Annotated in this window: 24 protein-coding genes; 11 read left to right on the top strand and 13 right to left on the bottom strand. The window is 69.8% G+C overall.

What is annotated here, in order from left to right; translation table 11 throughout:
* Positions 1-111: 111 nt before the first annotated feature.
* Positions 112-930 (bottom strand): fused MFS/spermidine synthase, encoded by an 819-nt coding sequence (locus VF289_RS08160; protein WP_330882918.1) that lies wholly within the window; start codon positions 928-930, stop codon positions 112-114.
* Between the two features lie 52 nt (positions 931-982).
* Between VF289_RS08160 and VF289_RS08155 the strand changes: the two genes are divergently transcribed.
* The 4 genes from VF289_RS08155 (at position 983) to VF289_RS08140 (ending at position 3,997) form a co-directional block, all read left to right on the top strand.
* Entirely contained in the window at positions 983-1,456 is a 474-nt protein-coding gene (locus VF289_RS08155) for a GNAT family N-acetyltransferase (RefSeq protein ID WP_330882916.1), read from the top strand.
* Between the two features lie 103 nt (positions 1,457-1,559).
* A complete protein-coding gene (locus VF289_RS08150; protein WP_330882914.1) occupies positions 1,560-1,847 on the top strand; it encodes a zinc ribbon domain-containing protein in 288 nt (95 codons plus the stop codon).
* A gap of 57 nt (positions 1,848-1,904) precedes the next feature.
* Positions 1,905-3,161, top strand: a complete 1,257-nt coding sequence (gene fmdA, locus VF289_RS08145; RefSeq protein ID WP_330882912.1) for a formamidase — start codon at positions 1,905-1,907, stop codon at positions 3,159-3,161.
* 134 nt (positions 3,162-3,295) lie between these two features.
* Positions 3,296-3,997, top strand: coding sequence for a DNA alkylation repair protein (locus VF289_RS08140; RefSeq protein WP_330882910.1), 702 nt, complete (start codon positions 3,296-3,298; stop codon positions 3,995-3,997).
* A gap of 53 nt (positions 3,998-4,050) precedes the next feature.
* On the opposite strand, the gene VF289_RS08135 is transcribed toward VF289_RS08140, so the two are convergent.
* The 4 genes from VF289_RS08135 to VF289_RS08120 form a co-directional block, all read right to left on the bottom strand.
* Positions 4,051-5,040 (bottom strand): endonuclease/exonuclease/phosphatase family protein, encoded by a 990-nt coding sequence (locus VF289_RS08135; RefSeq protein ID WP_330882908.1) that lies wholly within the window; start codon positions 5,038-5,040, stop codon positions 4,051-4,053.
* A 9-nt stretch (positions 5,041-5,049) separates the two neighbouring features.
* Positions 5,050-5,439: an MmcQ/YjbR family DNA-binding protein gene (locus VF289_RS08130; RefSeq protein ID WP_330882906.1), complete on the bottom strand. Its 390-nt coding sequence runs from the start codon at positions 5,437-5,439 to the stop codon at positions 5,050-5,052.
* A gap of 54 nt (positions 5,440-5,493) precedes the next feature.
* Positions 5,494-5,781: a hypothetical protein gene (locus VF289_RS08125; protein WP_330882904.1), complete on the bottom strand. Its 288-nt coding sequence runs from the start codon at positions 5,779-5,781 to the stop codon at positions 5,494-5,496.
* A gap of 124 nt (positions 5,782-5,905) precedes the next feature.
* Positions 5,906-6,928, bottom strand: a complete 1,023-nt coding sequence (locus tag VF289_RS08120) for an alpha/beta hydrolase (protein ID WP_330882903.1) — start codon at positions 6,926-6,928, stop codon at positions 5,906-5,908.
* Between the two features lie 118 nt (positions 6,929-7,046).
* On the opposite strand from VF289_RS08120, the gene VF289_RS08115 reads away from it, so the two are divergent.
* Both VF289_RS08115 and VF289_RS08110 read left to right on the top strand, forming a co-directional pair.
* Complete coding sequence (locus tag VF289_RS08115) at positions 7,047-7,697, top strand: TetR/AcrR family transcriptional regulator (RefSeq protein WP_330882901.1); 651 nt, start codon at positions 7,047-7,049, stop codon at positions 7,695-7,697.
* A 62-nt stretch (positions 7,698-7,759) separates the two neighbouring features.
* Positions 7,760-8,422, top strand: coding sequence for a hypothetical protein (locus VF289_RS08110; RefSeq protein WP_330882899.1), 663 nt, complete (start codon positions 7,760-7,762; stop codon positions 8,420-8,422).
* Here VF289_RS08110 and VF289_RS08105 read toward each other — a convergent pair.
* The 3 genes from VF289_RS08105 to VF289_RS08095 form a co-directional block, all read right to left on the bottom strand.
* Positions 8,409-8,990 carry a transcriptional regulator gene (locus VF289_RS08105; protein WP_330882897.1) on the bottom strand — a complete coding sequence of 194 codons (582 nt, stop codon included), beginning with the start codon at positions 8,988-8,990 and terminating at the stop codon, positions 8,409-8,411. The two genes, VF289_RS08110 and VF289_RS08105, sit on opposite strands and share 14 nt — an antisense overlap.
* Complete coding sequence (locus tag VF289_RS08100; RefSeq protein WP_330882895.1) at positions 8,987-9,370, bottom strand: hypothetical protein; 384 nt, start codon at positions 9,368-9,370, stop codon at positions 8,987-8,989. Before VF289_RS08100 ends, VF289_RS08105 begins: the two co-directional genes overlap by 4 nt.
* An 825-nt stretch (positions 9,371-10,195) precedes the next feature.
* Entirely contained in the window at positions 10,196-11,188 is a 993-nt protein-coding gene (locus VF289_RS08095; RefSeq protein ID WP_330882893.1) for a winged helix-turn-helix domain-containing protein, read from the bottom strand.
* Between the two features lie 66 nt (positions 11,189-11,254).
* On the opposite strand from VF289_RS08095, the gene VF289_RS08090 reads away from it, so the two are divergent.
* The 5 genes from VF289_RS08090 to VF289_RS08070 all read left to right on the top strand — a co-directional run bounded on the left by VF289_RS08090 (position 11,255) and on the right by VF289_RS08070 (position 17,237).
* Positions 11,255-12,535, top strand: a complete 1,281-nt coding sequence (locus tag VF289_RS08090; RefSeq protein ID WP_330882891.1) for an MFS transporter — start codon at positions 11,255-11,257, stop codon at positions 12,533-12,535.
* 398 nt (positions 12,536-12,933) lie between these two features.
* Entirely contained in the window at positions 12,934-14,805 is a 1,872-nt protein-coding gene (dnaK, locus tag VF289_RS08085) for a molecular chaperone DnaK (protein WP_330882889.1), read from the top strand.
* Positions 14,805-15,482: a nucleotide exchange factor GrpE gene (locus tag VF289_RS08080; RefSeq protein WP_330882887.1), complete on the top strand. Its 678-nt coding sequence runs from the start codon at positions 14,805-14,807 to the stop codon at positions 15,480-15,482. Before dnaK ends, VF289_RS08080 begins: the two co-directional genes overlap by 1 nt.
* Positions 15,483-15,704: 222 nt before the next feature.
* Positions 15,705-16,709, top strand: coding sequence for a DnaJ C-terminal domain-containing protein (locus VF289_RS08075; protein WP_330882885.1), 1,005 nt, complete (start codon positions 15,705-15,707; stop codon positions 16,707-16,709).
* An 87-nt stretch (positions 16,710-16,796) separates the two neighbouring features.
* A complete protein-coding gene (locus tag VF289_RS08070; protein ID WP_330882884.1) occupies positions 16,797-17,237 on the top strand; it encodes a heat shock protein transcriptional repressor HspR in 441 nt (146 codons plus the stop codon).
* Positions 17,238-17,279: 42 nt separating this feature from the next.
* On the opposite strand, the gene VF289_RS08065 is transcribed toward VF289_RS08070, so the two are convergent.
* From VF289_RS08065 to VF289_RS08045, 5 genes are all read right to left on the bottom strand, one after another.
* The gene (locus VF289_RS08065) at positions 17,280-18,494 is read right to left on the bottom strand and encodes a glycosyltransferase family 4 protein (protein ID WP_330882882.1); all 1,215 of its coding nucleotides are present in this window, start codon (positions 18,492-18,494) and stop codon (positions 17,280-17,282) included.
* A gap of 13 nt (positions 18,495-18,507) precedes the next feature.
* Positions 18,508-19,215 (bottom strand): TVP38/TMEM64 family protein, encoded by a 708-nt coding sequence (locus tag VF289_RS08060; protein ID WP_330882879.1) that lies wholly within the window; start codon positions 19,213-19,215, stop codon positions 18,508-18,510.
* Positions 19,212-20,465, bottom strand: coding sequence for a glycosyltransferase (locus VF289_RS08055; protein ID WP_330882877.1), 1,254 nt, complete (start codon positions 20,463-20,465; stop codon positions 19,212-19,214). The genes VF289_RS08060 and VF289_RS08055 overlap by 4 nt, the downstream gene beginning before the upstream one ends.
* Positions 20,466-20,658: 193 nt before the next feature.
* Complete coding sequence (locus VF289_RS08050; RefSeq protein ID WP_330882875.1) at positions 20,659-21,141, bottom strand: YbhB/YbcL family Raf kinase inhibitor-like protein; 483 nt, start codon at positions 21,139-21,141, stop codon at positions 20,659-20,661.
* Positions 21,142-21,238: 97 nt separating this feature from the next.
* Positions 21,239-22,510: a carboxylate--amine ligase gene (locus VF289_RS08045; protein WP_330882873.1), complete on the bottom strand. Its 1,272-nt coding sequence runs from the start codon at positions 22,508-22,510 to the stop codon at positions 21,239-21,241.
* Positions 22,511-22,541 lie beyond the last annotated feature (31 nt).

Genomic DNA, 22,541 nt, shown 5'->3' with positions numbered 1-22,541 from the left:
GGGTGCCAGATCGGGGCGATGACTCCTGCCTCTGGAGTAGCGTGTATACATCCGGGCGCCCAGCCCTGCACCACTCAGCCCTGCACCGGGTCACCCCGTGAGCGGACACGCTCAGCGGCCGAAGGCCTCCGCCGTCTGCGTCGGGTCGAGCACCGCTCCCGGGTGCGGACCGGCCTTCTCCCAGGCCGTCCGCCACTGCCCGACGTCGGGGGAGGAGAGGGCACCGCCCGCGATCAGCACCATGTTCCCGTCGGCCGGGGTGGTCAGCAGCGAGGCGAGGGTCAGGGTCCACACACCGGAGAGACCAGCCTCGGCCGCGGCGCCCTCGAGCTCGCGCACCTGCGCGGCGAGGAAGCGCTGGCCCGAGTCGTCGCCGACGTTGACCAGCAGCAGCCCGTCGGCCTCCAGGTGCGCGAGTGCCTCGAGATAGAACTCCTTCGTCGCGAGGTGCGCGGGGGACTCCTCGCCGGAGAACACATCGAGCACGATCGCGTCGAAGCGGCGGCCCTCCATCGCGGCAAGCTCCTCGCGGGCATCACCGATCACGATCTCCAGCTCCGTCCCTGCGGGCATCGGCAGTGCCGTGGTGACGAGGGTGGGCAGCTCGCGCTCGATCTCGATGACCACCTGCGCGGAACCAGGCCTGGTCGCCTGCACGTACCGGGCCAGGGTCAGGGCGCCCGCCCCGAGATGCGCGATCCGCAGGGGCTCGCCAGGGGGCCAGGCCTCATCGAGCACGGTGGCCATCCGGTGCAGGTACTCGTGCACGAGATGCGTGGGATCCTCGAGATCCACATGGGACTGCTCCACCCCGCCGATCAGCAGCGTCCACCCGCCGGAGACCTCGTCCTTGACGATCCAGGCGGGCTGGTCGGAGAAGCTCAGCTGAGCACTGCGCTGAGCGCCCGGGAGGAAATCGTGGGTGGTCATGGAACAAGTGTCGTCGATGCGGCGAGCCGTCGCCGCCGACCACAATGGGGCCATGGACGCACTGACCCTCGCCGGCCGCCGTTACTCCATCGTCCGTGCCGTCGCGGACGATCTGCCCGCGCTGGTGGCGCTGCTGGCGGACGATGTGCTCGGCCGGGAGCGGGAGAGCAACGACCTCGGTCCCTATGAGACGGCCTTCGCACGGATCGATCAGGATCCGAACCAGCTGCTGCTCGCGGTCCGGGACGAGGAGGGCACGCTGGTCGCGACGATGCAGCTCACGCTCGTGCCCTCCCTCTCTCGGGGCGGTGCCCTCCGCCTCCAGATCGAGGCCGTGCGTGTCGCGGGATCGACCCGCGGCACCGGGCTCGGCACGGCCCTGTTCGACTGGGCCCACACCTGGGGCCGACGCCAGGGCGCGGTGCTCGCCCAGCTCACCACCGACGCCACCCGCCTCGACGCGCATCGCTTCTACGAGCGGCTCGGCTACGCGGCCAGCCACGTGGGGATGAAGCTGGACCTGTGACCCGCGAGCCGCGGAACGGTTCTCCCGATTCTCCTGCGTGGCGGGGTCCAGCGCTCTATGGTGTGGCCATCCCGTGATGTCCCGCAGGCGACGAGGAGCGAGGATGCCGATCTACGAGTTCCGCTGCGAGAGCGCCCACGAGTACGAGCGCTCGGTGCCGATCAGCGCCCGCGATCAGGACCTCACCTGCCCCGACTGCGGCGCCCGGTCGCGCCGGCGGGTGAGCGCGCCGCGGCTGGGATCTCTCGGCTCCCCAGCCGGGAGGCTGCTGGAGAGCACCGCGGCGAGCGCCCATGAGCCCGCCGTCGTCGACCGACTCCCCGGGGCCCGTCGGACGGCCACGAGTCGCATCACCGCCGACCCGCGCCACGCGCGACTGCCGCGCCCCTGAGCCGGCCCTGGATCTGGCGGGCCCGCGCAGAGGACCCGTCGCTGTGGAAGGAGAAGCATGCCCCAGAACGTGTTCCCCCTCGACTCCGCGAAACCCTTCACCGAGCAGAAGATCCTCGGTCACAACCGCTGGCACCCGGACATCCCGCCGGCCGTCAGCGTCAAGCCCGGCGACACCTTCCGCGTCGACTGCCGCGAGTGGTTCGACGGCTGCATCAAGAACGACGACTCCGCCGAGGACATCGCCAGCGCGCCCCTGAACACCGTCCACACCCTCTCCGGGCCGTTCCGCATCGAGGGGGCGCAGCCGGGCGACCTGCTCGTCGTGGACATCCTCGACGTCGGGCCGATCCCACAGGAGGATTCCGGGCCGCTGGCCGGACAGGGCTGGGGCTACACCGGCATCTTCGCCACGCGCAACGGCGGCAGCTTCCTCACCGACGAGTTCCCCGACGCCTACAAGGCCGTGTGGGACTTCAGGGGAGGTCGGACCACCTCCCGCCACGTGCCCGGCGTCGAGTTCACCGGGATGATCCACCCCGGCCTCATGGGCACCGCCCCCTCGCCCGAGCTGCTGAGGACGTGGAACACGCGCGAGGCGGCGCTGATCGCCACCGAGCCGGACCGCGTGCCGGCGCTCGCCCTGCCTCCGGAGCCCGACGGGGCGATCCTCGGCGGGGTCGGCGAAGCGGATCGTGACCGGGTCGCCGGGGAGGCCGCTCGCACCGCCCCGCCGCGTGAGAACGGCGGCAACCAGGACATCAAGAACCTCACCAAGGGCACCCGGATCTTCTACCCGGTGTTCGTGGACGGGGCGAACTTCTCCGTGGGCGATCTCCACTTCTCCCAGGGGGACGGCGAGATCACCTTCTGCGGCGGCATCGAGATGGGCGGATTCCTGGACCTCCACGTCGACGTCATCAAGGGCGGCATGGAGAAGTACAACGTCTCCGAGAACGCGATCTTCATGCCCGGTGACTCTGCCCCGCAGCACACCCGGTGGCTGTCCTTCTCCGGCACCTCGGTGACGCTCGACGGCGAGCAGCGCTATCTCGACTCGCATCTCGCCTATCAGCGGGCCTGCCTGCACGCGATCGACTACCTCTCCACCTTCGGCTGGTCGAAGGAGCAGGCTTACCTGCTGCTCGGCGCCGCGCCGATCGAGGGGCGGTTCTCGGGTGTGGTCGACATCCCCAACGCCTGCGCGACGGTGTACCTGCCGCTGGACATCTTCGACATCGACATCCGCCCGGGCAGCGGCGAGGTGCCGAGGATCGATCCGGGGATCGGGGCGCCGCGCGCGAGCGTCGGCTGAACGAGGATGCTCCAGCAGCGCAGCGCCCGGGTCGGCGGGGACGCGTCGGCCCGGGCCCTGCCCTGCCTGCGGGCCGACGGTGCCGGCGAACGCCGTAGGCTCTCGAGCACAGCACCGACGACGGAGGATGCACGATGACAGGCAGCGCGCAGGACACCGACCTCACTGCGACGATCACTGCGCTCCGTGAGGAGCTGGCCGGGCTCGAGGACGAGCGTATGCGGGCGGTCAACGCCAAGCGCGGAGACGACCACGCGGTGAACCTCACCGCTCTCCGCGGGATCGCGAAGCGCCTGAAGACCCAGCCCGAGCTCGCCCATGCGCTGTGGGAGGAACCCGCGCGGGACTCGACCCCGAAGCTGCTCGCCCTGCTCATCTCCCGCCCCTCGCAGTACTCCCGGGAGGACCTGGATCGCATGCTGCGCGGGGCCGGCACGCCCAAGGTCCACGACTGGCTCGTGAACTACATGGTGAAGAAGAGCCGCCACCGAGAGGTGCTGCGTGAGGCCTGGTTCGTCGATCCCGATCCGGTGATCGCGAGCGCCGGCTGGGCGCTGACCAGCGACCGGGTGGTCAAGAAGCCCGACGGCATCGACCAGAGCGCTCTGCTGGATCAGATCGAGGCGGAGATGACGGATGCGCCGGAGCGGTTGCAGTGGGCGATGAACGAGTGCCTCGCCCAGATCGGCATCACGAACATCGCGCTGCGCGCACGGGCTCGCGACATCGGCGAGCGGCTCGAAGTGCTCAAGGACTATCCGACGCCGCCGAACTGCACCTCACCGTTCGCGCCGATCTGGATCGACGAGATGGTCCGCCGCGCCGACGACGGCTGAGCGAGTCGAAGACTGAGCGAGTCGGAGGCTCAGCGGTCGAGGGCTGAGCGGGATCAGCGGTGGAGCTCCTCGGAGACCTCGACGTGCACTGCCTTGTGGTCGGTGCCGGTGATGCTCTCGAACCGGGGCGTCCCGCCGACCACGGTGTCGGAGACCAGTGCATGGTCGATGCGGGCGAAGGGCGGGAGCACGGAGCCGACGGGCCAGGTGGGATGCCATGGGAGACCCTCGCCCGGATGTCGGGCGGCGAGGTCCTCCAGGTCCCCGTCCGCAGTGAGCCGCAGCATCGTGTCGTGGCGGTCGATCGCGTTGAAATCTCCGATCAGCAGCAGATTCTCCGTGAGATACGGTGCGGCCATCTCCTGGACGGCCGTCGCATCGTGCAGCCAGACGTCGGCACCCATCTGGGGCGGCGCGGTATGGATCACGCCGAGATGCCAGACGGTGCCCTCGACCGCGGTGGACGCGATGAGGTTCGCGAACACCGTGTCCTCGGTCTGCGCGATGAGCTCGAGCGGAGTGCGGGAGAGCAGGACCGATCCCGCCGCTCCGGCGCGCGCCTCGCCGGCGCGGTGCGGGAACTGCTCCAGCAGCCCGGATGCCTCGAGCTCCGCCTCGAACGCTGGGGTGTACTCCTGGAGGGCGAGCACGTCGACCTCGTCCGTGGCCAGCCCGATGACCTCCTCGAGGTCCGCGTCCCCGTACTGGAGATTCAGGGAGAGGACCGAGAGGGCGCTGCCCACGGCGACCGGGGCGTCCGATCTCTCCGGCAGGGGCCGCAGCGGCCAGGCGAAGGGCACCATCGACGCGATGAGGACCACGGCGCCGAGCAGCCGCCACCGGCCGCGCAGCACGAGGATCAGCCCCAGGCAGCCGACCAGCACCGGGATCCACAGCAGCGGGATGAACGTCGCGGCTGCGATCAGGAGGTGGTGCCAGGTGTGCACTTCCGTCACCTGGCGCAGCACCAGGAGGACGGCGGCGGCGAGCACCCCGGCCGCCAGCAGGGCCCACCCCAGGATCGATACTCCGGTACGGACCATGCCGGGAGTCTACGGCGACGCCGACGTGAGGAAGCGGGAGGGGTCCACCGGGCGCTGCGCCCGCGGAAGCGTCTCGACGACCAGCAGGTACGAGTCGGTCACCAGCTCCCGCACGAGCTGCTCGTCGAGCCCGCCGCCCGGGGAGAGCGTGATCCAGTGCCGTTTGTTCATGTGATAGCCGGGGGTGATGTCCGGGTGGGTCTCGCGCAGCATCTCCGACTCGCGAGGATCCGCCTTCATCACCACGATCCTCTCGCCGCGCACCTCGGTGAGCAGGAGGAACATCTTTCCCACCACCTTCGCCACGTCGTACTCGGGCCCGAAGGGCCGAGTGATCCCGGCTGCGGGCAGTTCGAGCGCACGGGCGCGGGCGATGTCCTGCAGGGTCTGTCCGTCCATGTCCTCATCCTCCTCGGAGACGACGCGGGCTCACATGCTGTGTCCGCCGGGGATTCATCCGCCGGCCGTGCCCTCGAACGCTGCCAGCAGTGGGGAGCCTGCCGGACCGTCGAGCTCGAGCCTGCCATCGGCCACGAAGGTGAGGGCCGGGGCGGCGGTGAGCGGTGTGCCCAGGGAATCCCCATGGAGCAGGGTCCGGCGCGAGATCGGGGTCCCGGACTCGAGGTCCTGCGCGCCGACGACCACCGCGTCTGTGAGCCCCTGGCGATGAAGCAGGGCGACCGCTCCCGGCAGGGTGCGGTCGTCGACGGCGTCCTGGAGCATTCCGGCGACGGTGTTCATGGCCGCAGTGTGGCAGGGAAGCGGGTGAGGGTCGAGCGGCCGTGAACGTGCATCGACCAGTCGAGTCCTGCTCCGGGGTGGGGCGCGGCGGCGCCGCGAGGGTCCCGGAGGTGTCAGCCTGCTGTCACCACTGGTCCTGCTCGGCGAAGAACTCGAGCAGCTCCGGCTCGAGCTCGCCCGCAGCCTGCATCGGCAGGGAGTGCGTGGTGTGCGGCCAGGTCTTCACCGTGGGCTCCGCCAACTGCTCGGCGCGCTCGGCAGCGGACTCTCCTCCCGCGAGGGAGCTGTGGGACGCGATCGCCACGTAGACCGGCATCGTGAGCTGGGCGAGCTCGGCGTCCGTCAGCGAACTGGGCTGGGGCAGAGCCGCTCTGTATCCCTCGGAGGCCGCAGCGATCATGCGTGAGAGGGGCTCCTCCTCGAGCGATGCCGAGTCCGTCTCCTCGCCGCCGACCTTCTCGAGCGCCGTCTCCCGCACGCCGGCGGGAAGGAGCGGCAGTGAGGACACCATCGTCCAGAACAGCAGGTCGCCGGGTGGTGGGCTCAGGGTGAACACTGGTTCCAGCAGCGTCAGGGTCACGACGCTCTCCGGGTGCTGCCGGGCGTAGGCCGCCGCGATCGCGCCACCGAAGGAATGCCCGATGAGGTGGACTCCCTCCGGGGCGAGCTCTCGGACGACCTCGGCGATCGGATCGGCCTGCTCGTCGAAGCTGGAGAAGGGTGCGGACTGGATCGACTTTCCCGAGTCCCCGAGCGAGTCGACAGCGAGCACCCGCCTCTCCTGGAGGAGCGCGGGCAGATTCTCGCCCCACATGGGAGTCCCCGACGCCCGGCCGGGAAGGAGGAGCAGCGGGGTCGCCTCACGGTTCTCCTCGCTCGACCACTCGTAGACCCGCACCATCCCATGGGCCGTCGGCACGTCGTGCACGGACGTGGTCGGGGGGAGGAGGGCCATCGCCTCGTCGTAGGCGGCGAGGTACTGCTCGCGGGACTGTGCGTCGCGGAAGTGTCCGACTCCGGGCGGGCCGGCGAAGAAGTTCCATGTCGCCACCAGCCCTACCGCCGTGAACAGCGCCACGATGACCGTGCCCGCGCGGCGCAAGATCCGTCGCGGACGGGAAGCACGGCGCCGTGCTCCGCTCGGCATCGATCCCTCCTCGGCAGGGGCCGTCGGCGACTCCTGCGAGGGGTTCCTGGCGCGAAGCTTTTGCAGTACATTCATACTGCCATGATTTCGCAAGTCGCTCGTACTGTAAAGTGGCCGCATGCCGAAAGTCGTCGATCACGATCAGCGCAGGGCAGAGATCGTCATGGCGCTGTGGCAGGTGATCCATCAGCAGGGGATCGACGGCGTGTCCTTCCGTGCCGTCGCCGAGGCGACCGATGTGTCGGTGGGGCGGATCCAGCACTACTTCCCCTCCCGGGAAGAGCTCGTCCTCGACGGGTGCCGACGCATGGTCGCGGCCGCCGTCGCGGACCACGGGCCGGGCGGGCGGCCGGCTGATCCTCAGGAGGCTCGCGCGGCACTGATGTCACTGCTGAGCGCTTCCCTGTCCGAGGCCGACGAGTTCAGGGTCGGTGCGTCCGTGTGGGCGGCCTATCAGGCCAAAGCGGTCTCCAGCCCCGGCATCGCCGCGATCGTGGTCGACGCTCTCGTCGGGCGCTCGACGCTGCTCGCCGAGCTCGTGGCCTCCGCTCGCGCGACAGGCGGCGCGAGGTCTCCGGCACCCACGAGCGCGGACAGCGCTGACGCCCTCTGCCTGGCGTCGCTCTCCGAAGGGCTCGCGCACCGGGTCCTCGCCGGCGCCATGAGAGCCTCCGAAGCGCGACGGCTGCTCGACGAGGCCGCTGCCCGGTACCTCGAGAGGGATGACTCCGCCTCGCCGTGCTCGGGCGGCCGCGAGCGGGCGCGCTGAGCTCTGCGTCCGGTCAGATCGAGATGCCACCTGGCCTGGTGGCCGTTTCCCACGGTTCCGGGGTGGTGGACGGCTCCTGGTGGCGCGGTCATCGATGGTGTGAAGGAACCAGCCCGAGCCCGGGCGACCATCTCGAGGACGCTGGCGTCCTGCTGGCGGAGATTCACCGAGCGGGCGAGAAGAGCGCCCGGGCGCTCGACGACCAGGCTCGGGAGGCTCGAACGTGGGGCGCCCTGGCTGAACTGCCGGGGCTTCCGGGGCCGCTCTCCGATCAGCTGTGCTCTGCCGCCCCCGAGCTTGCCCAACTCGGCGCAGCGACGGCGGCGAGCGCCCACCTGGTGACTGAGCATGCCGACTCCCACAGCGACCTCGACCCGAAGAACACACTCTTCGCTTCGGGACGGTTGCTGGCAGTCGATCGGGATGCCGCAGGTCCTCGTTCCATCGCACAAGAAGCCGTATGCCTGGCGCTCGACTGGGCCGAGGATGTTGACGGCTTCCGTCGCGTGCTCACGGCGTACGCCGACTCGTCCGGCACGGCGCTGCCCACCGAGGCGTGGGCGTTCGGCGGATGGGTGGCTGCGCTGACCGGCTGGCTCACCTGCAACGTCGAGAAGCGATCAGGCACCGGCCTCGGCCTGCATGAGGCCTCCGAGACCTGTGCTCGACTGCTCTCCGTGCACCGCGCTCTGGACGAGCATGTGTTGGCGCTCAGCGACCTCTGACGCCGCAGGCAGGACGCGGGCACGCCCCCACACGTCCGTGCCGTCGAGATGCTGCTGGTCGGGTTCCGTCTCCGAGCCGATCACGAGCATCGCCTGCTCTTCGGAGCCGCTGTGATCGCCGTGGCCGTGAGGCGTTCCGATGCGCCACGTCCGATGCTCTCCGCCGAGTTCGGCGAAGAGCGGGCCGCCGTCGACTCCGGGCGCGTCCGACGATTATGGCGGCGGTGATCCGCGAGCCCGCGCTCGCGCACGGCTGCGGCTGACCTGTTAACTCGGCGATCGCCCTGAGCGCAGCCAGGTGCTCCTGGACGGCCTCGCGACCAGAATCCGTCAGTGCCACCCAGGTCAGCCGACGTGCATCGGATCGCTTCTCCGATGCCTCTTTGCGCATGGAGACCAGGCCCGCGTCCGCGAGGACCGCGAGGTTGTTCGAGACGTTCGCATCCCTGAGACCGAGCGCATCGCGGATGGCCGAGAACTCCAGCTCCTCGACCCGACGCAGCAGCCCGCAGAGTCGCAGGCGGGTCGGAGCATGGATGACGTCATGGAAATGCGCCGTCGTGCTCACGAGTCGGCCGCCGAAGCGGCGAGCTCTCTGCGGAGCTCGCGGTCGTAGCGAGGACCTATGGCCCACGTGAGCAGAAGGCCGGACAGCGCAGGTACCAGCGCCCACCAGGCCGAGGGCTCCATCAGGCGCAGGGCGAGAGCAGCGCCCATCAGCACGATGTAGACGACCATGAGGACGCGCTGGAGCTGCCTGGTGGCGGGTCCCGCAGCTTGCGAGATCCAGAGCCCCGTACGGAGTGTGTATGCCCGCACGAGTACGGGGATCCCGATGATTCCGATCGCGACGAGGCCGAAGCCGAGCACGCCAGGGTGTGCAACCCCGAAGATCATCAGGGCGACGATGGCGCCGAGGATCGGGTGATACCACCAGGGCGTGATCACCCGCTGGGTCAGACGTGCCCCATCGGCATCGAGCGCTGACAGCGCCTCACGCGCCGCGTCGCGGTCACCCGCCGCCGCACCAGAGATGTTTTCCGTGTCGACAAGTCAAGAACTGACTTTCCGTCCCGTCAAGTCATCTGGGGTCGGTCCGGTCAGTCCCGCATCCGTGATCCGGTCCAGCTGGTACGCGAGAACGGCCACCTGGACACTGCGGTGCCGCAGTGGGCGGCGCGACCTGCGTCGCACGGGCCCAGATTCTCGCTGAACTGTCAGATTCTCCAGCGTGCAGGCAGCAGGAGAGGCCCGCAGGGGTTTCCTCGCGGCGCTCCCACGACTCGGCCCCCGGGGACTGGGCAGTCGGCTGTTCCCGCTGCGGAGTCGTACAACCCGAGCAGCAATCAGTTCTCTCCCGGAGCGGGGTTGCCGGCCTCGGGGGCCGAGCTCCCTCGCGAAGAGAATCGAGGCCCGGCGCAGGACCTCGTCGTCCTCCCGCACGCGCTTGTTGTCCACCTCGGCATGCTGTCCATCCTCTCGGACTCAAACAGCAGCGGCATCGAACCCGCGCCGATTCAGGCTGCGGGCAGGCGGTGCTCCACGCCCTTCTCGACAATCAGCCCGCACTCAAGCTCTATCGGAATGAAGGTTGGATAGCCGTGGGCGACGAGTATGAGCACTCGCTACTGAAGAGACCATTGCAAACCTTTTCGCGATCCCTCCAGGCGGACGGGCTCGAAGGAGCCAGCGGAGGGTGAGACCGGACCCTCGCTTCTTCAACCACAAAGATGGAGCTGCTGCGCCGACTACTACGGGATCGCTCGGCGTCTCTCACCCCTGCTCGCCGACGAGCGCCTCTCCGAGCTCGGTGCGCCGGTAATGGACCTCGCGTCCGGTGCGAGCGCGGTGCACGAGCCCGGCGCCCTCGAGCACGGCAAGGTGCCCGCCGACGGTGCCGAGCGCATACCCGAGATCGGCGTGGAGCTGGGAGGGTGTGGCAGGAAGGTCCAGCGCCAGCAGCACTGCGGCTCGACCGGTGCCGAGAAGTCTCCCGAGCGCCTTCCCGGTGCGCGGGGAGACAGCGGCGCGTGAGCCCCGCGCCCCATACACGAGCGCGACGCCGACGGGTCCGTCGCACGTCCACCTGCCCCTGACCTGCGTGGTCGGGACGAAACAGAGGTGGGAGGAGACGGTGAGGCTGCGGTCGAGACGGTGGGAGACGAGCAGCGCGTCGGGATCCTCCCAGGCGACGTCGCGGGCGATGCCGTCCACCGCACCTGCCCAGCCGGTGGTGCCGATCAGCGCAGTGCGGAACGCGATCTCACGGCGCAGGATCCGTTGCCGGCGCGGCCAGTCCGCCGCGAGCAGCTGCTCCCACGCCGAGCCGAGCGCAGCCGCGATCCGACTCGGGAGGTCGGGGGCGGCGAGCCATGCCGTCTGCTGCGGGGTCCATGCGGCGGCGACCGAGTCCTCGAGGGTGCTCACGGCGGCCTGCGGGTCCCACGCGGCGATCTGAGCGAGCTCGCCGACGAGGCTCACTTCCCCGGTCGCGGGTGGGGCGAGACCGATCAGGTCCGGGAACCACTTGGTGTGCGCGATGAGGTCGGTGAAGGCGGTGTGGAGCGGGTCCGCGGTGCGCCAGCGGTGGAGGGCGTCGAGGTCGAGCCCTTCGGCCCGCGAGATCGCGGAAGACGGCAGCGGACGGGCGCGCCGCGGCTGCTCGAGTGCGGTCACTCCGCTGGCAAGGGCCCCGATCAGCTCTGCGAGCGGAGAGACGACGAACCGCGTGCGCGCGAGCGCACCGGGCGTAAGAACGAACCGCATGAGCACGTCCTTTCGGTGGACACCGAAAGCCTAGTGGTCACAGATCGAGCCGTCCACGATGAGGTGATGCTGTCAGCTCCATCTGCTTCGCCAGCCGTACCCGCCTCCCCGTGGACCCCTGCTTTCACTCGCTTCTTCCTTGCCCAATGTTTTTCGTGGCTCGGCAGCTCGATGACGCCGGTCGCGCTGAGCTTCGGAGTGCTGCGCGCCACGGGCTCCGCCGCGGATCTGGGTCTGGTCCTCGCTGCGAGCACGGTCCCGATGGTCGCGCTGCTGCTGGTGGGAGGGGTGGTGGCGGACAGGGTGCCTCGTCGAGCGCTGCTGACCTTCACCCACCTGAGCGCGGGTCTCGCCCAGGCAGGCAGCGCACTGTGGTTCCTGCTGGATGCGACGGCACTGCCGCTGCTGCTGGGGGTGGTGGCGCTGGGAGGCATGGCCTCGGCATTCACGGCCCCGGCGCTCCGCGGCATCATCACCGACCTGGTCCCGCATGACGCGATCGGCCGTGCGCACGCCGTGCGCACCACCTCACGGAACCTCACCCGTATGCTCGGCCCGGCCGCCGCTGGCCTCCTGGTCGCCTCCGCGAATGCTGGTTGGGCCCTCGCGATAGACGCCGCCTGCCTGCTGCTCGCCGCCGCCGTTCTCGCCACCATCCCGAACGCGGCCACCTCCCACCGGTCGGCCGCTGTCGCTCCTCCCCGTCGCCGACGCAGTGTCCGGCCGGTTCTCCGCGGTCTTGTCGCGGAGCTGAGCGTCGGCTGGCGCGAGTTCACCAGGCACCGCTGGATATTGCCTGTGACCTGTGCATTCACAGGGATGAACGTGCTGATCGGAGGGGTCTGGCTGGTGCTCGGCCCGGCTGCAGTCGAGCACACCATCGGTCCCTCCGGCTGGGGGCTCGTCCTCGCGGCGCGTGCGGCCGGACAGGTGGGTGGCGGCGTCCTCGCCTACCGTTTCTCCCCGAGTCGACCGATGGTCGCGGCGCTGCTGATGCCCCTGCCGTACGCGGCGCTGTTCGCGGCGCTCGCTGCAGGAAGCGGCCTGACGCCGCTGCTGGTGCTCGCGGTGCTGGCCGGGATCGGTGCGGCGGTCGAGAACGTAGTGTGGGAGACGGCCCTGCAGCAGCGGGTCGCGCGCGAGGCGCTCTCTCGCGTGGCCTCGATCGACATGCTCCTCAGCTTCGTCTCGGTGCCGGTGGGGGCGCTCGCAGTCCCCTTCGTCGCTGCTCTGATCGGTGTGCCGCTCGCGCTGGCGGTCGGGGCCGGAGCGTGCGTGGTGACCTTGCTGGCCCCGCTCGCGTCGGCCGACGTGCGCGGCCTGCGCCGAACCCGAGGTCCCGTGTGAGCATCTCTCCGTCACTCCCTGGTCGTCGCGACCTCGTCGCCGGCGACGGCGCAGTGCACGGGTTCACCTCGCGGCCGCCCGCGAGGTCATGGTGCCCACTGCGCGATGCGTCGGAGACCGACCCGCGCCGGCCAAGAACTCGGAGCTGACCACTTGGGCTCTGGGCCTACGGGTATGCCCAGCACCTGCAGCTGTGATCTAGGACATATCGCGAGGCCCTGGGAATGAACCTGTCCGGACCGAAGTTGAGTCTGGTGTGCTCAAGTTCAGTGACACTCGGATTGACAACAACGATCGAGGGTCTTCTACTTGAGTCCGTACAGCTCAAGTCTTGCCGCCGGTACTCGCCGGTAGTGCAGATCCCGTGCGGCGCATCCGTCGCAGAAAGGCAGGCACCCATGTCCCGTGTCGTCGGAATCGACCTCGGTACCACCAACTCCGCCGTCGCCGTCCTCGAGGGTGGCCAGCCCACCGTCATCGCGAACGCCGAGGGCTCCCGCACCACCCCGTCGGTCGTCGCCTTCTCCAAGCAGGGCGAGGTCCTCGTCGGCGAGGTCGCCAAGCGCCAGGCCGTCACCAACGTCGACCGCACCATCTCCTCCGTCAAGCGCCACATGGGCACCGACTGGAGCCAGGAGATCGACGACAAGAAGTTCACCGCGCAGGAGATCTCCGCGCGCACCCTCGGCAAGCTCAAGAAGGACGCCGAGTCCTACCTGGGCGAGGCTGTGACCGACGCGGTCATCACCGTCCCCGCCTACTTCTCGGATTCCGAGCGTCAGGCCACCAAGGACGCCGGCACCATCGCGGGTCTGAACGTCCTGCGCATCATCAACGAGCCCACTGCTGCGGCTCTCGCCTACGGCCTGGAGAAGGGCAAGGACGACGAGCAGATCCTGGTCTTCGACCTCGGCGGCGGCACCTTCGACGTCTCCCTGCTCGAGGTGAGCAAGGACGAGGAGGGCTCCACCATCCAGGTCCAGGCCACCGCGGGCGACAACCGCCTCGGCGGCGACGACTGGGACCAGAAGATCGTGGAGTGGCTGACCTCCCAGGTCAAGAACAAGGAGGGTGTGGACCTGTCCAAGGACCGCATCGCCCTGCAGCGTCTGAAGGAGGCCGCCGAGCAGGCCAAGAAGGAGCTGTCCGCCTCGACCTCCACCTCGATCTCGCTGCAGTACCTGTCGATGACCGAGAACGGCCCGCTGCACCTCGACGAGAAGCTCACCCGGGCCCAGTTCGAGGACATGACCTCGGACCTGCTCGAGCGCACCAAGGCTCCCTTCCACCAGGTGATCAAGGATGCGGGCATCTCCGTCTCCGACATCGACCACGTGGTCCTCGTCGGCGGCTCCACCCGCATGCCTGCCGTCACCGAGGTCGTCAAGGACCTCACCGGCGGCAAAAAGCCCAACAAGTCCGTGAACCCGGACGAGGTCGTCGCCGTCGGCGCCGCGCTGCAGGCCGCCGTCATCAAGGGCGAGCGCAAGGACGTCCTGCTCATGGACGTCACCCCGCTCTCCCTCGGCATCGAGACCAAGGGCGGCGTGATGACCAAGCTCATCGAGCGCAACGCCGCCATCCCCACCAAGACCTCCGAGGTCTTCTCCACCGCCGAGGACAACCAGCCCTCCGTGGCGATCCAGGTGTTCCAGGGCGAGCGTCAGTTCACCCGGGACAACAAGATGCTCGGCACCTTCGAGCTCACCGGCATCGCCCCGGCCCCGCGCGGCATCCCGCAGGTCGAGGTCACCTTCGACATCGACTCCAACGGCATCGTGCACGTCACGGCCAAGGACCGCGGCACCGGCAACGAGCAGTCCATCCAGATCACCGGCGGCTCCGCCCTGTCCGATGAGGACATCGACCGCATGGTGAAGGACGCCGAGGCCCACGCCGCCGAGGACGAGGAGCGTCGCAAGAACGCCGACGCCCGCAACACCCTCGAGCAGCTCGTCTACCAGGGCGAGAAGCTGCTCAAGGACAACGAGGAGAAGATCTCCGACGGCGATCGGACCAAGGCAGAGGACTCCATCAAGGAGGCCAAGGAGGCGCTCGCGAAGGAGGACGCCTCGACCGAGGACCTCGAGGCCAAGCGCGATGCGCTGAACGAGGCCCTGCAGGCCGTCGGTACCGCGATCTACTCCCAGGCCGACGGTGCCGAGGGCGCCGAGGGTGCTCCCCAGGGTGCCGAGGGCGAGGCCCCTTCGTCGGACGATGACGACGTGGTCGACGCCGAGATCGTGGACGAGGACGAGGAGAAGAAGTGATGACCGAGGACCGGAGCACTCCTGAGGACCCCCAGCGGCCTGAGGGCGAGCCGAGGTTCTCCTTCACCGACAAGCGCAAGGTGAACCCGGAGGACGGCTCCGTCCGTCCCTCCGGGGCCACCCCCGCCGCCGAGGGTCAGGGGACCGACGAGCCGGTCGACCCCTTCGACGCCGAGGCAGCGGAGCTGTTCGAGCAGGCGGGCCAGGGCGGGGACGACTCCTCGCTCCCGGCCGACGCCGGACGGGTCGCCGAGCTCGAGGGCCGGGTCACCGAGCTCTCCGAACAGCTCAAGCGCGACCAGGCCGAGTACGTCAATTCCCGTCGCCGTATCGAGGGCGCCGCGCAGGTGAGCAAGGAAGCGGCGGTCGCCGGTGTCCTGGGCTCGCTGATCGGAGTCCTGGACGACGTGGAGCTGGGTCGACAGCACGGCGACATCGTGGAGGGCACGCCCTTCCACGCGATCGCGCAGAAGCTCGAGGAGGTCCTCACCTCCCACGGCCTGAAGCGCTTCGGCGCGGTGGGCGAGGAGTTCGACCCGAACCTCCACGAGGCGCTCATGCATGAGGACGCCGACGGCGCCGAGGGCACGACCATCTCGATGGTCATGCAGCCCGGCTACTCGATGAACGAGCGGATCCTGCGCCCCGCCCGCGTCGGCACCCGGGGTCCGGCCTGATCGACGTGCTGTGAGCTTGCGATCGGCAGGAGATCAGGCAGCAGATCCCGCCTGATCGACGTGCTGTGAGCTTGCTATCGGCAGGAGATCAGGCAGCAGGCACAGCCTGAGACCGGGTCCCACCCCTCGACGGCGACGGGACCCGTCGGTCGGACTCCTCGGCCGACGGGTCCCGCCCCGTCGCCCCCATGACACATCCGAGGCTCCCGGAAGGAGACGCACATGTCCCAGCAGGACTGGCTCGACAAGGACTTCTACGCCGTCCTCGGCGTCTCCAAGGACGCCGACGAGAAGCAGATCAAGAAGGCCTACCGCACCCAGGCCCGCAAGTACCACCCCGATCACCACCCCGATGACGCGAAGGCTGAGGAGCGGTTCAAGGAGATCGGCGAGGCGTACTCGGTGCTCAACGATCCCGAGCAGCGCCAGCAGTACGACGCCCTGCGCGCCATGGGCTCCGGCGGTGCCAGGTTCTCCGCCGGCCAGGGCGGCCCCGGCGGTGCCGGCTTCGAGGACATCTTCTCCTCGATGTTCGGCGGCGGCCAGGCAGGCCCCCGCACGGCTCCAGGAGCAGGCGCCGGCAACCCCGACATCGACGACCTGCTGAAGATGTTCAGTGGTCAGGGCGGCGGATTCGGTGGGGGAGGACCTGCCGGATTCACCCCGAACCGGGCCCCGGCCAAGGGCGCGGACACCTCTGCCCGTACCCGTATCAGCTTCCGCGACGCGGCGCTGGGCACCGATCTGAAGCTGACCGTCGATGGTCGCACCGTCACAGCCCGCGTTCCCGCCGGGGTGCACGACGGGCAGAAGATCCGACTGCGCGGCAAGGGACGGCCCGGTCCGGGCGGTGCCCCCGCCGGCGACCTGCTGCTCACCCTCGAGGTGGGGAAGCATTCCGTGTGGAGCGCGGACGGCACCCATCTGAAGCTCACTGTGCCGATCTCCTTCGACGAGGCGGTGCTGGGGACCACGCTGTCCGTGCCGCTGTTCGACGGTGGCACGGTGTCGGTGAAGGTCCCGCCGGGCACTCCGTCCGGACGTACCCTGAGGGTCCGCGGCAAGGGTCTGGTCACCTCCAAGAAGACCGGTGACCTCCACGTCACCGTCGAGGTCGCCGTCCCCACGCACGTGGAAGGCGCCGCGAAGCAGGCCGTCGAGGACCTGCGCACGGCCCTGGCCGAGGAGGACCCGCGCGCCGGGCTCGCCGAGGCCGCCGCCCGCTGACCCGACCGGACCCTCGCCCGCCCGACGGGCCCGGTTCCGTCCGCCGCCCACCGACCGTCACCACCGGATCCTCGGAAGGAGCCCCTGATGCCGAGCTCGCACCGCCTGGACGACAGGGCGCCCGTGTTCGTGATCTCGGTGGCGGCGGAGCTGTCAGGGATGCACCCCCAGACCCTGCGCCAGTACGACCGGCTGGGTCTGGTGATCCCGCAGCGCACCCGCGGGCGAGGGCGCCGGTACAGCACCCGCGACATCACCCGCCTGCAGGAGATCCAGACCCTCTCCCAGGAGCAGGGCATCAACCTCGCCGGCATCAAGCGGATCCTCGAGCTGCAGGACGAGGTCACCGCGCTGGAGGACCAGCTGGACACGGTCCGGGAGTCCCTCGAGCGGATGACCCCCGCTCAGCGACGGGTGTTCTCCGCCGACCGTGACGGGGAGATCAGTGCACTGCGCCGCGGCGAGCGGCCGCGCCGCCGGTCCACAGGCAGCGCCGTGGTGGTGTGGCGGCCCACGCGACGGCCGTGATCACTCTGTCCTGACGCTGAGCCGTGACGCTGACGCCGCCGCTCACCGGCCCCGGGCGGCGCTCCGGGCACGGCGTGCGGGCACGACGCCGGTGACGTGGTAGATCTCCTGCAGCTGCTGCGCCACCTGCTCCAGGTCGACGCCCTCGGCCGCGCGTCGCCCTGCCGGCGCGAGGTCCTCCAGCTCACCGCCGAGAAGAGCGCTGAGCTTCTCGGCGACCTGCCCCGCGAAGCCAGGGCCGTCGCCGCTGACCTGATGGGTGAGCACCCCGTCGGGCATGGCGTCGCGGTAGATCGGGATCCCACGCACCAGGACGGGCACCTCGCAGGCGAGCGCCTCCCACAGCACGATCCCCTCGGTCTCCTCCTTGGTGAGGAAGCAGAAGGCGTCCGCTCCGCAGTACGCCTCGCGCAGGGTCTCCGCGCCCACGTATCCGGGGAACAGAGCGTTCGCGGGCGCCTCGGCGAGGGCGCGCTCGACCTCCGCGGTGAGCAGGCGGGGATCGGTGCGTCCGTACCAGACGAAGGTGACCTCCGGCAGCTGCCGGGCGAGCTCCACCCAGTCCAGGATCCCCTTGCGCACCAGCTGCATCCCGACGCTGATCACCACCGTCGCGTCGGCCGGCAGGCCCAGCGACTCCCGCAGCCGGGGCCGCGCCTCGGGATCGGGGCGGAAGAAACCGGTGTCCACCCCGTTGGAGAGCACCCGGATCGGTGCCCGGATGCCATATTTCGGCGCGGAGATCAGCCCTTTGGAGTAGGTGCTGGGAGTGACCACCGCGTCGCCGCGGCGGTACAGTTGCGCGATCCAGCGCCGGAACAGCGGGGCGATCCGGTTGGCGCCGGTGAACGAGTCGCGGAAGTCCTCCTCGGTGGAGTGCGCCCACATCAGCACCGGCCGCCGTCGCAGCCGCGCCCACCGCGCCAGCAGCGGGGTGTCGGGGAACGGGGTGTTCAGATGCACCACGTCGAAGGGCTGCAGCGGATTGGTGACCACCTGGTGACCCAGGGAGCGCACCGCCGATTCCTGATGGCGCATCGCGGCTCCGATGCCGGATTCGCGCGCCAGGGTCGCGAGCCCGCGCGGCATCAGCACCCGCAGCGGTTCCTCGGCCTGCCCCTCGGGGCGCGCGGGCTGTTCCGATCGGGCGGTGGGTGCGAGGGGAGTTCGGGGTGCGCGAGGAGCAGCGGCGGGGGCGCGGCGTCGCAGGGAGCCGGCATCGCGGGAGCGCCGCAGGGCGCGAGATCTCATGAACATGTCAGGGGTCCGTTCACCAGGGGAGGAATCGCATCACGACCGCACTGATGCCCAGACCGTAGGCGATCAGCGCCCACGGCTTGCACAGCAGGATGATCGCGACATAGGTGCGCCACCGCATCCGGGTGGTGCCGGCGATGTAGCAGAGGAGGTCGTCGGGGGCGATCGGGAGCGCGATCGCGAGGGCGAAGGCACGCGTGAAGCGCGGGCTGCGGGTCCAGCCCAGGAACTTCTCGACCGTGCGCGGGCGGAAGATCCGCTCGATCATGTCCAGCCCCACATGACGGGCGATGAGGAAGTTCAGCAGGGAGCCGGCGCAGACGGCGAGGTAGTTGTAGATCGTGCCCTCGACGGCACCGAACAGCACGGGGCCGGCGATCACCAGCAGACCGCCGGGCACGATCGGGAAGACCACGGAGGCGACGGAGACGATCAGGAACGCGACCGGGCCCCAGGCACCGAGCGAGTCGATGAAGGCCTGCAGGTTCTTCAGCGAGTGCAGCACGCCCGTCTCCAGGCCCCACCACACCAGTGCGATGCTGAGACCGAGCCCCAGCAGCGGGGAGAGCCGGGCGGCGAGCTGCAGCGGGTCGCGGCGCGGGTGGGAGACCTCCGCGGTCGATCCCCGGACCGGCGCTGAGGGCCGTGTCGCCGTGAGGGAGGATGCCCGTCGAGCGGGAACCGGGCGGACGACGGAGAGGGAACCGGTGCTGGTGCTCACGCTGGCACCGCTTCGCGGATCATCACCAGCGGGGCACGCCGCTGCCGAGCTCGCTGGTAGACATCGAGCACATCGCGCCCGAAGACCTGCGCGCTGCAGGTGGCCTGCGCATGCGCCACGGCCGCACGCGACATCCGCTCCCGGCGCTGCGGATCATCCAGCAGCATGTGCAGACGGGCCGTGAACTGTGCGGTGTTCTCGAACTGCCAGCCGGTGGAGCCCTCGACCACGACGCTCGCGAGCGACGGGTCGCGGCGGCACAGCAGAGGCAGCCCGCTCGCCATCGCCTCGATGAAGGTCAGGCCCTGGGTCTCGCTGAGCGAGGCGCCGACGAAGACATCGCCCAGGCGGTACCAGCGCGGGATCTCGGACGGTGCCTGCACACCGGCGAAGCGCACCCGCTCGGTGATGCCGAGCGCCCGGGCACGCGCCTCCAGCTCGCCGCGATAGGGGCCGTCGCCGACCAGCACCAGCACGGCATCAGACCTGTCCGCCGAGGCCACCATCTCGAGGACCTCATCGAGGTTCTTCTCCTTGGCGAGGCGCCCCACGGACAGCAGCACGCGCTGGTCGGGAGCGATGTCGAGCGAGGCGCGCAGCGCGCGCACCTCGGCGCGCTCCTCTTCGGACCGCGCCGGGCGGAAGCGGTGCAGGTCCAGCCCCGTGGGGATCACGTGCAGCGGCCGGTGCACCCCGTAGCCGGTGAGCAGATCCGCGACCTTCGTGGTCGGCACGATCACGGCATCGGTCGCGGCGAGGGCGCGACGGGAGAAGGTCTCCACGACCTTCCTGCCCACGGTGCGGCTGGGCGAGTAGTAGTGGGTGTAGTCCTCGTAGATGGTGTGGTACGTGTGCACCAGCGGCACCGACAGGGTGCGGGCGATGCGCCGCGCCCACACATAGGTGGAGAACTCGGCCTGGGAGTGGACCACCTCCGGTGCCCAGCGCAGCACGTCACGCAGCACCCGACGGCTGGAGAGCATCCCGAACCGTGCCCGCTCGTAGACCATCGAGGCCGAGACCGAGCCGATCCGGTACACCCCCTCCTCGCTGCGGGTGCGCAGGCCCTGGGACAGGGTCAGCACACGGACATCGCATCCCAGAGCGAGCAGCTCGCGACGCAGGGTCTGGACGGAGGCGACCACGCCGTTGACGACGGGCTCCCACCAGTCGGTGGTGATCAGCACCCGCAGGGGGCGCTGCGCTGAGGTCGACGCATGCGGGTCGGAGGAGGTCCGGTTCTCGTTCACCCCTCGAGCCTGGCACCCCGAGCGCGTCTCCGCGTCACCCGGGCGCATGAGAGGCATCAGACCAAGGTCTGATCCTTGTGCTCGCCGCTCGCTGCGAATCGTCCTGGCGTTCATGCTCTCGAGCCTACGACCGGCCCTCGAGACAGGGCACGGGGCACGCCCGACCTGTCGCGGAGTGTTTCCCCCTAGTGTTTCAGCGCGTCACCTGATAACGGGCTGTGAACGAGGCCGAGGCGAGCTGCTGGGAGAAGATCGCGAAACGTGCGCCGATGTGCGGGTCCTCGGGATCCGCGCCCAGGGTCTCCACCGGCAGGGCGTGGACGGAGAACTGGTAGCGGTGCGGGGCACCGGCCGGCGGCTCGGGGCCGTCGTAGCCGACATTGCCGAAATCGTTGCGCGCCTGCTTCAGCGAGGCGTCATCCCTGGCCACCCCGAGCGGGAGCGAGGTCGTCGAGGCCGGGATGTCCCAGGCCACCCAATGCCAGAACCCGGAGCCGGTGGGAGCATCGGGGTCGTAGCAGGTGACGGCGAAGGACTTCGTGCCCTCCGGCGCATCGGTCCAGGTGAGGTCGGGGGAGAGGTTCTCCCCTCCGAGGTTCTCGACCAGCTGCTGGGGTGCGACGTCCGTGCCGGCGGGAGTCGCGTCCGAGGTCAGGGCGAAGGTGTTCTGGGTCATGGGAGCCACCTTAGGCAGACGCCCGGACGATGTCGACCACGGTGGCAGGAGCCGAGGTCGAATCGCCGCCGGAGTCCTCGGCTCGGGACTCGACGGCTCAGAACCCGTCGGCCGACGGGCGGGGGTAGTGCTGCAGGAACTTCTTGACCTGGTTCGCCTTCGCGGCGAGCACGTACGCCCGGCGCTTCGCCCCCTCGATCCCGTAGGCCAGCGGGTGCACGGTACGGCGCCTGCCGATCTCGCGCACACGGGCCCGGAGGTCAGGATCGACGATGTAGCGGCGCAGGAGCATCCAGGGGACGATCGAGTAGAGGATCTCCTCGCGAGGCACCAGGCGACGCAGCTCGCGCTCCTCGATCAGATCGGCGACCACGGGCTCGGCGACGTTCGCGCCCGCCGCGGTCATGTAGTAGTTGTTCCGACCGATCCGGGGGTTGACCTCGAAGAACTTGCCCATGCTGTCGCGCGGGTCGATCTTCACATCGAAGTTCGCATAGCCGCGGTAACCGGAGTGCTGGAGGAAGCGCACCGACTGATCGAACACCTCGGGCAGATCGGTGGTGAACATCGCCGCAGGATTCCCGAGCGCGCCCGGGGTGTGCTCCTCGAGCAGCACCTGCGCGCCGCCCAGCAGGGTGACCGCCCCTTGGGAGTCGACATAGGCGGTCACCGAGAGCATCGCGGTGTCGTCCCCGGGGATCATCTCCTGGAGCACGAAGCGGTCCCGGTACCCGGCTGAGGTCAGGCGTGCGATCAGATCCATCAGCTGGTGGCGGTCCTCGATCTCGAACACCTTCCGCTTCCCCGGGAAGGAGACCGCGTTGTAGGCGGAGGAACGGGAGGCCTTCGCCACCAGGGGCCAGCCGAGGTCCAGCTCCGGCAGCTCCGGCGCGGTGCCGGAGGAGAAGTCGAGCACCTCGGTCCGCGGCGTCGGGACGCCGATCTCCGTGCAGATCTGCGAGAAGCTCGCCTTGTCCGCGACCGCGTGCAGCACCTCGTCCGCGAGCAGCGGCAGGTGGTACAGCTCGCCGAGCTCCTTGCGGTGGGCGGCCATCAGGGCGACCAGGAAGTCGGCATTGGCCAGCAGCACGGGGCGGGTGCCACCGGGCCGGGCGGCCTTGTCGCGCCCCACGCGCATCAGCGCCTGGATCATGTCCTCCTCGGACGCACCCATCCCGATCTCCACCGTGCGCAGGATCGAGGAGTCCGCCACCGGCCCGGCGACCTTGCGGGTCACCACGGTCGCGACGGTGCCGTACTTCTCGTGGAAGGCGCGGGCGAGGGCGTAGATGCCGATGTCGCCGCCCAGCAGCACCAGGTCCACCTCGGGAGCGGATGCGGCGAAGGGATGCGGAGGAGTGTCGGGCATGGGAGGCGGAGTCCTTTCGGGGACTGTGGAC

This window comes from Brachybacterium sp., assembly GCF_036379615.1.
GTDB lineage: Bacteria > Actinomycetota > Actinomycetes > Actinomycetales > Dermabacteraceae > Brachybacterium.
The sequence above is the reverse complement of the archived record's forward strand: the minus strand, read 5'-3'. Positions and strand labels throughout refer to the sequence as shown.

What these genes read in the sequence shown, in the direction of transcription:
- VF289_RS08050 (WP_330882875.1), bottom strand. Translation starts at nt 21,141, where the DNA reads ATGACCCAGAACACCTTCGCCCTGACCTCGGACGCGACTCCCGCCGGC.
- VF289_RS08160 (WP_330882918.1), bottom strand. Translation starts at nt 930, where the DNA reads ATGACCACCCACGATTTCCTCCCGGGCGCTCAGCGCAGTGCTCAGCTG.
- VF289_RS08125 (WP_330882904.1), bottom strand. Translation starts at nt 5,781, where the DNA reads ATGAACACCGTCGCCGGAATGCTCCAGGACGCCGTCGACGACCGCACC.
- VF289_RS08090 (WP_330882891.1), top strand. Translation starts at nt 11,255, where the DNA reads ATGCTGTCAGCTCCATCTGCTTCGCCAGCCGTACCCGCCTCCCCGTGG.
- VF289_RS08075 (WP_330882885.1), top strand. Translation starts at nt 15,705, where the DNA reads ATGTCCCAGCAGGACTGGCTCGACAAGGACTTCTACGCCGTCCTCGGC.
- VF289_RS08150 (WP_330882914.1), top strand. Translation starts at nt 1,560, where the DNA reads ATGCCGATCTACGAGTTCCGCTGCGAGAGCGCCCACGAGTACGAGCGC.
- VF289_RS08135 (WP_330882908.1), bottom strand. Translation starts at nt 5,040, where the DNA reads ATGGTCCGTACCGGAGTATCGATCCTGGGGTGGGCCCTGCTGGCGGCC.
- VF289_RS08120 (WP_330882903.1), bottom strand. Translation starts at nt 6,928, where the DNA reads ATGCCGAGCGGAGCACGGCGCCGTGCTTCCCGTCCGCGACGGATCTTG.
- VF289_RS08045 (WP_330882873.1), bottom strand. Translation starts at nt 22,510, where the DNA reads ATGCCCGACACTCCTCCGCATCCCTTCGCCGCATCCGCTCCCGAGGTG.
- VF289_RS08070 (WP_330882884.1), top strand. Translation starts at nt 16,797, where the DNA reads ATGCCGAGCTCGCACCGCCTGGACGACAGGGCGCCCGTGTTCGTGATC.
- VF289_RS08155 (WP_330882916.1), top strand. Translation starts at nt 983, where the DNA reads ATGGACGCACTGACCCTCGCCGGCCGCCGTTACTCCATCGTCCGTGCC.
- VF289_RS08140 (WP_330882910.1), top strand. Translation starts at nt 3,296, where the DNA reads ATGACAGGCAGCGCGCAGGACACCGACCTCACTGCGACGATCACTGCG.
- VF289_RS08130 (WP_330882906.1), bottom strand. Translation starts at nt 5,439, where the DNA reads ATGGACGGACAGACCCTGCAGGACATCGCCCGCGCCCGTGCGCTCGAA.
- VF289_RS08065 (WP_330882882.1), bottom strand. Translation starts at nt 18,494, where the DNA reads ATGTTCATGAGATCTCGCGCCCTGCGGCGCTCCCGCGATGCCGGCTCC.
- VF289_RS08080 (WP_330882887.1), top strand. Translation starts at nt 14,805, where the DNA reads ATGACCGAGGACCGGAGCACTCCTGAGGACCCCCAGCGGCCTGAGGGC.
- VF289_RS08115 (WP_330882901.1), top strand. Translation starts at nt 7,047, where the DNA reads ATGCCGAAAGTCGTCGATCACGATCAGCGCAGGGCAGAGATCGTCATG.
- dnaK (WP_330882889.1), top strand. Translation starts at nt 12,934, where the DNA reads ATGTCCCGTGTCGTCGGAATCGACCTCGGTACCACCAACTCCGCCGTC.
- VF289_RS08095 (WP_330882893.1), bottom strand. Translation starts at nt 11,188, where the DNA reads ATGCGGTTCGTTCTTACGCCCGGTGCGCTCGCGCGCACGCGGTTCGTC.
- fmdA (WP_330882912.1), top strand. Translation starts at nt 1,905, where the DNA reads ATGCCCCAGAACGTGTTCCCCCTCGACTCCGCGAAACCCTTCACCGAG.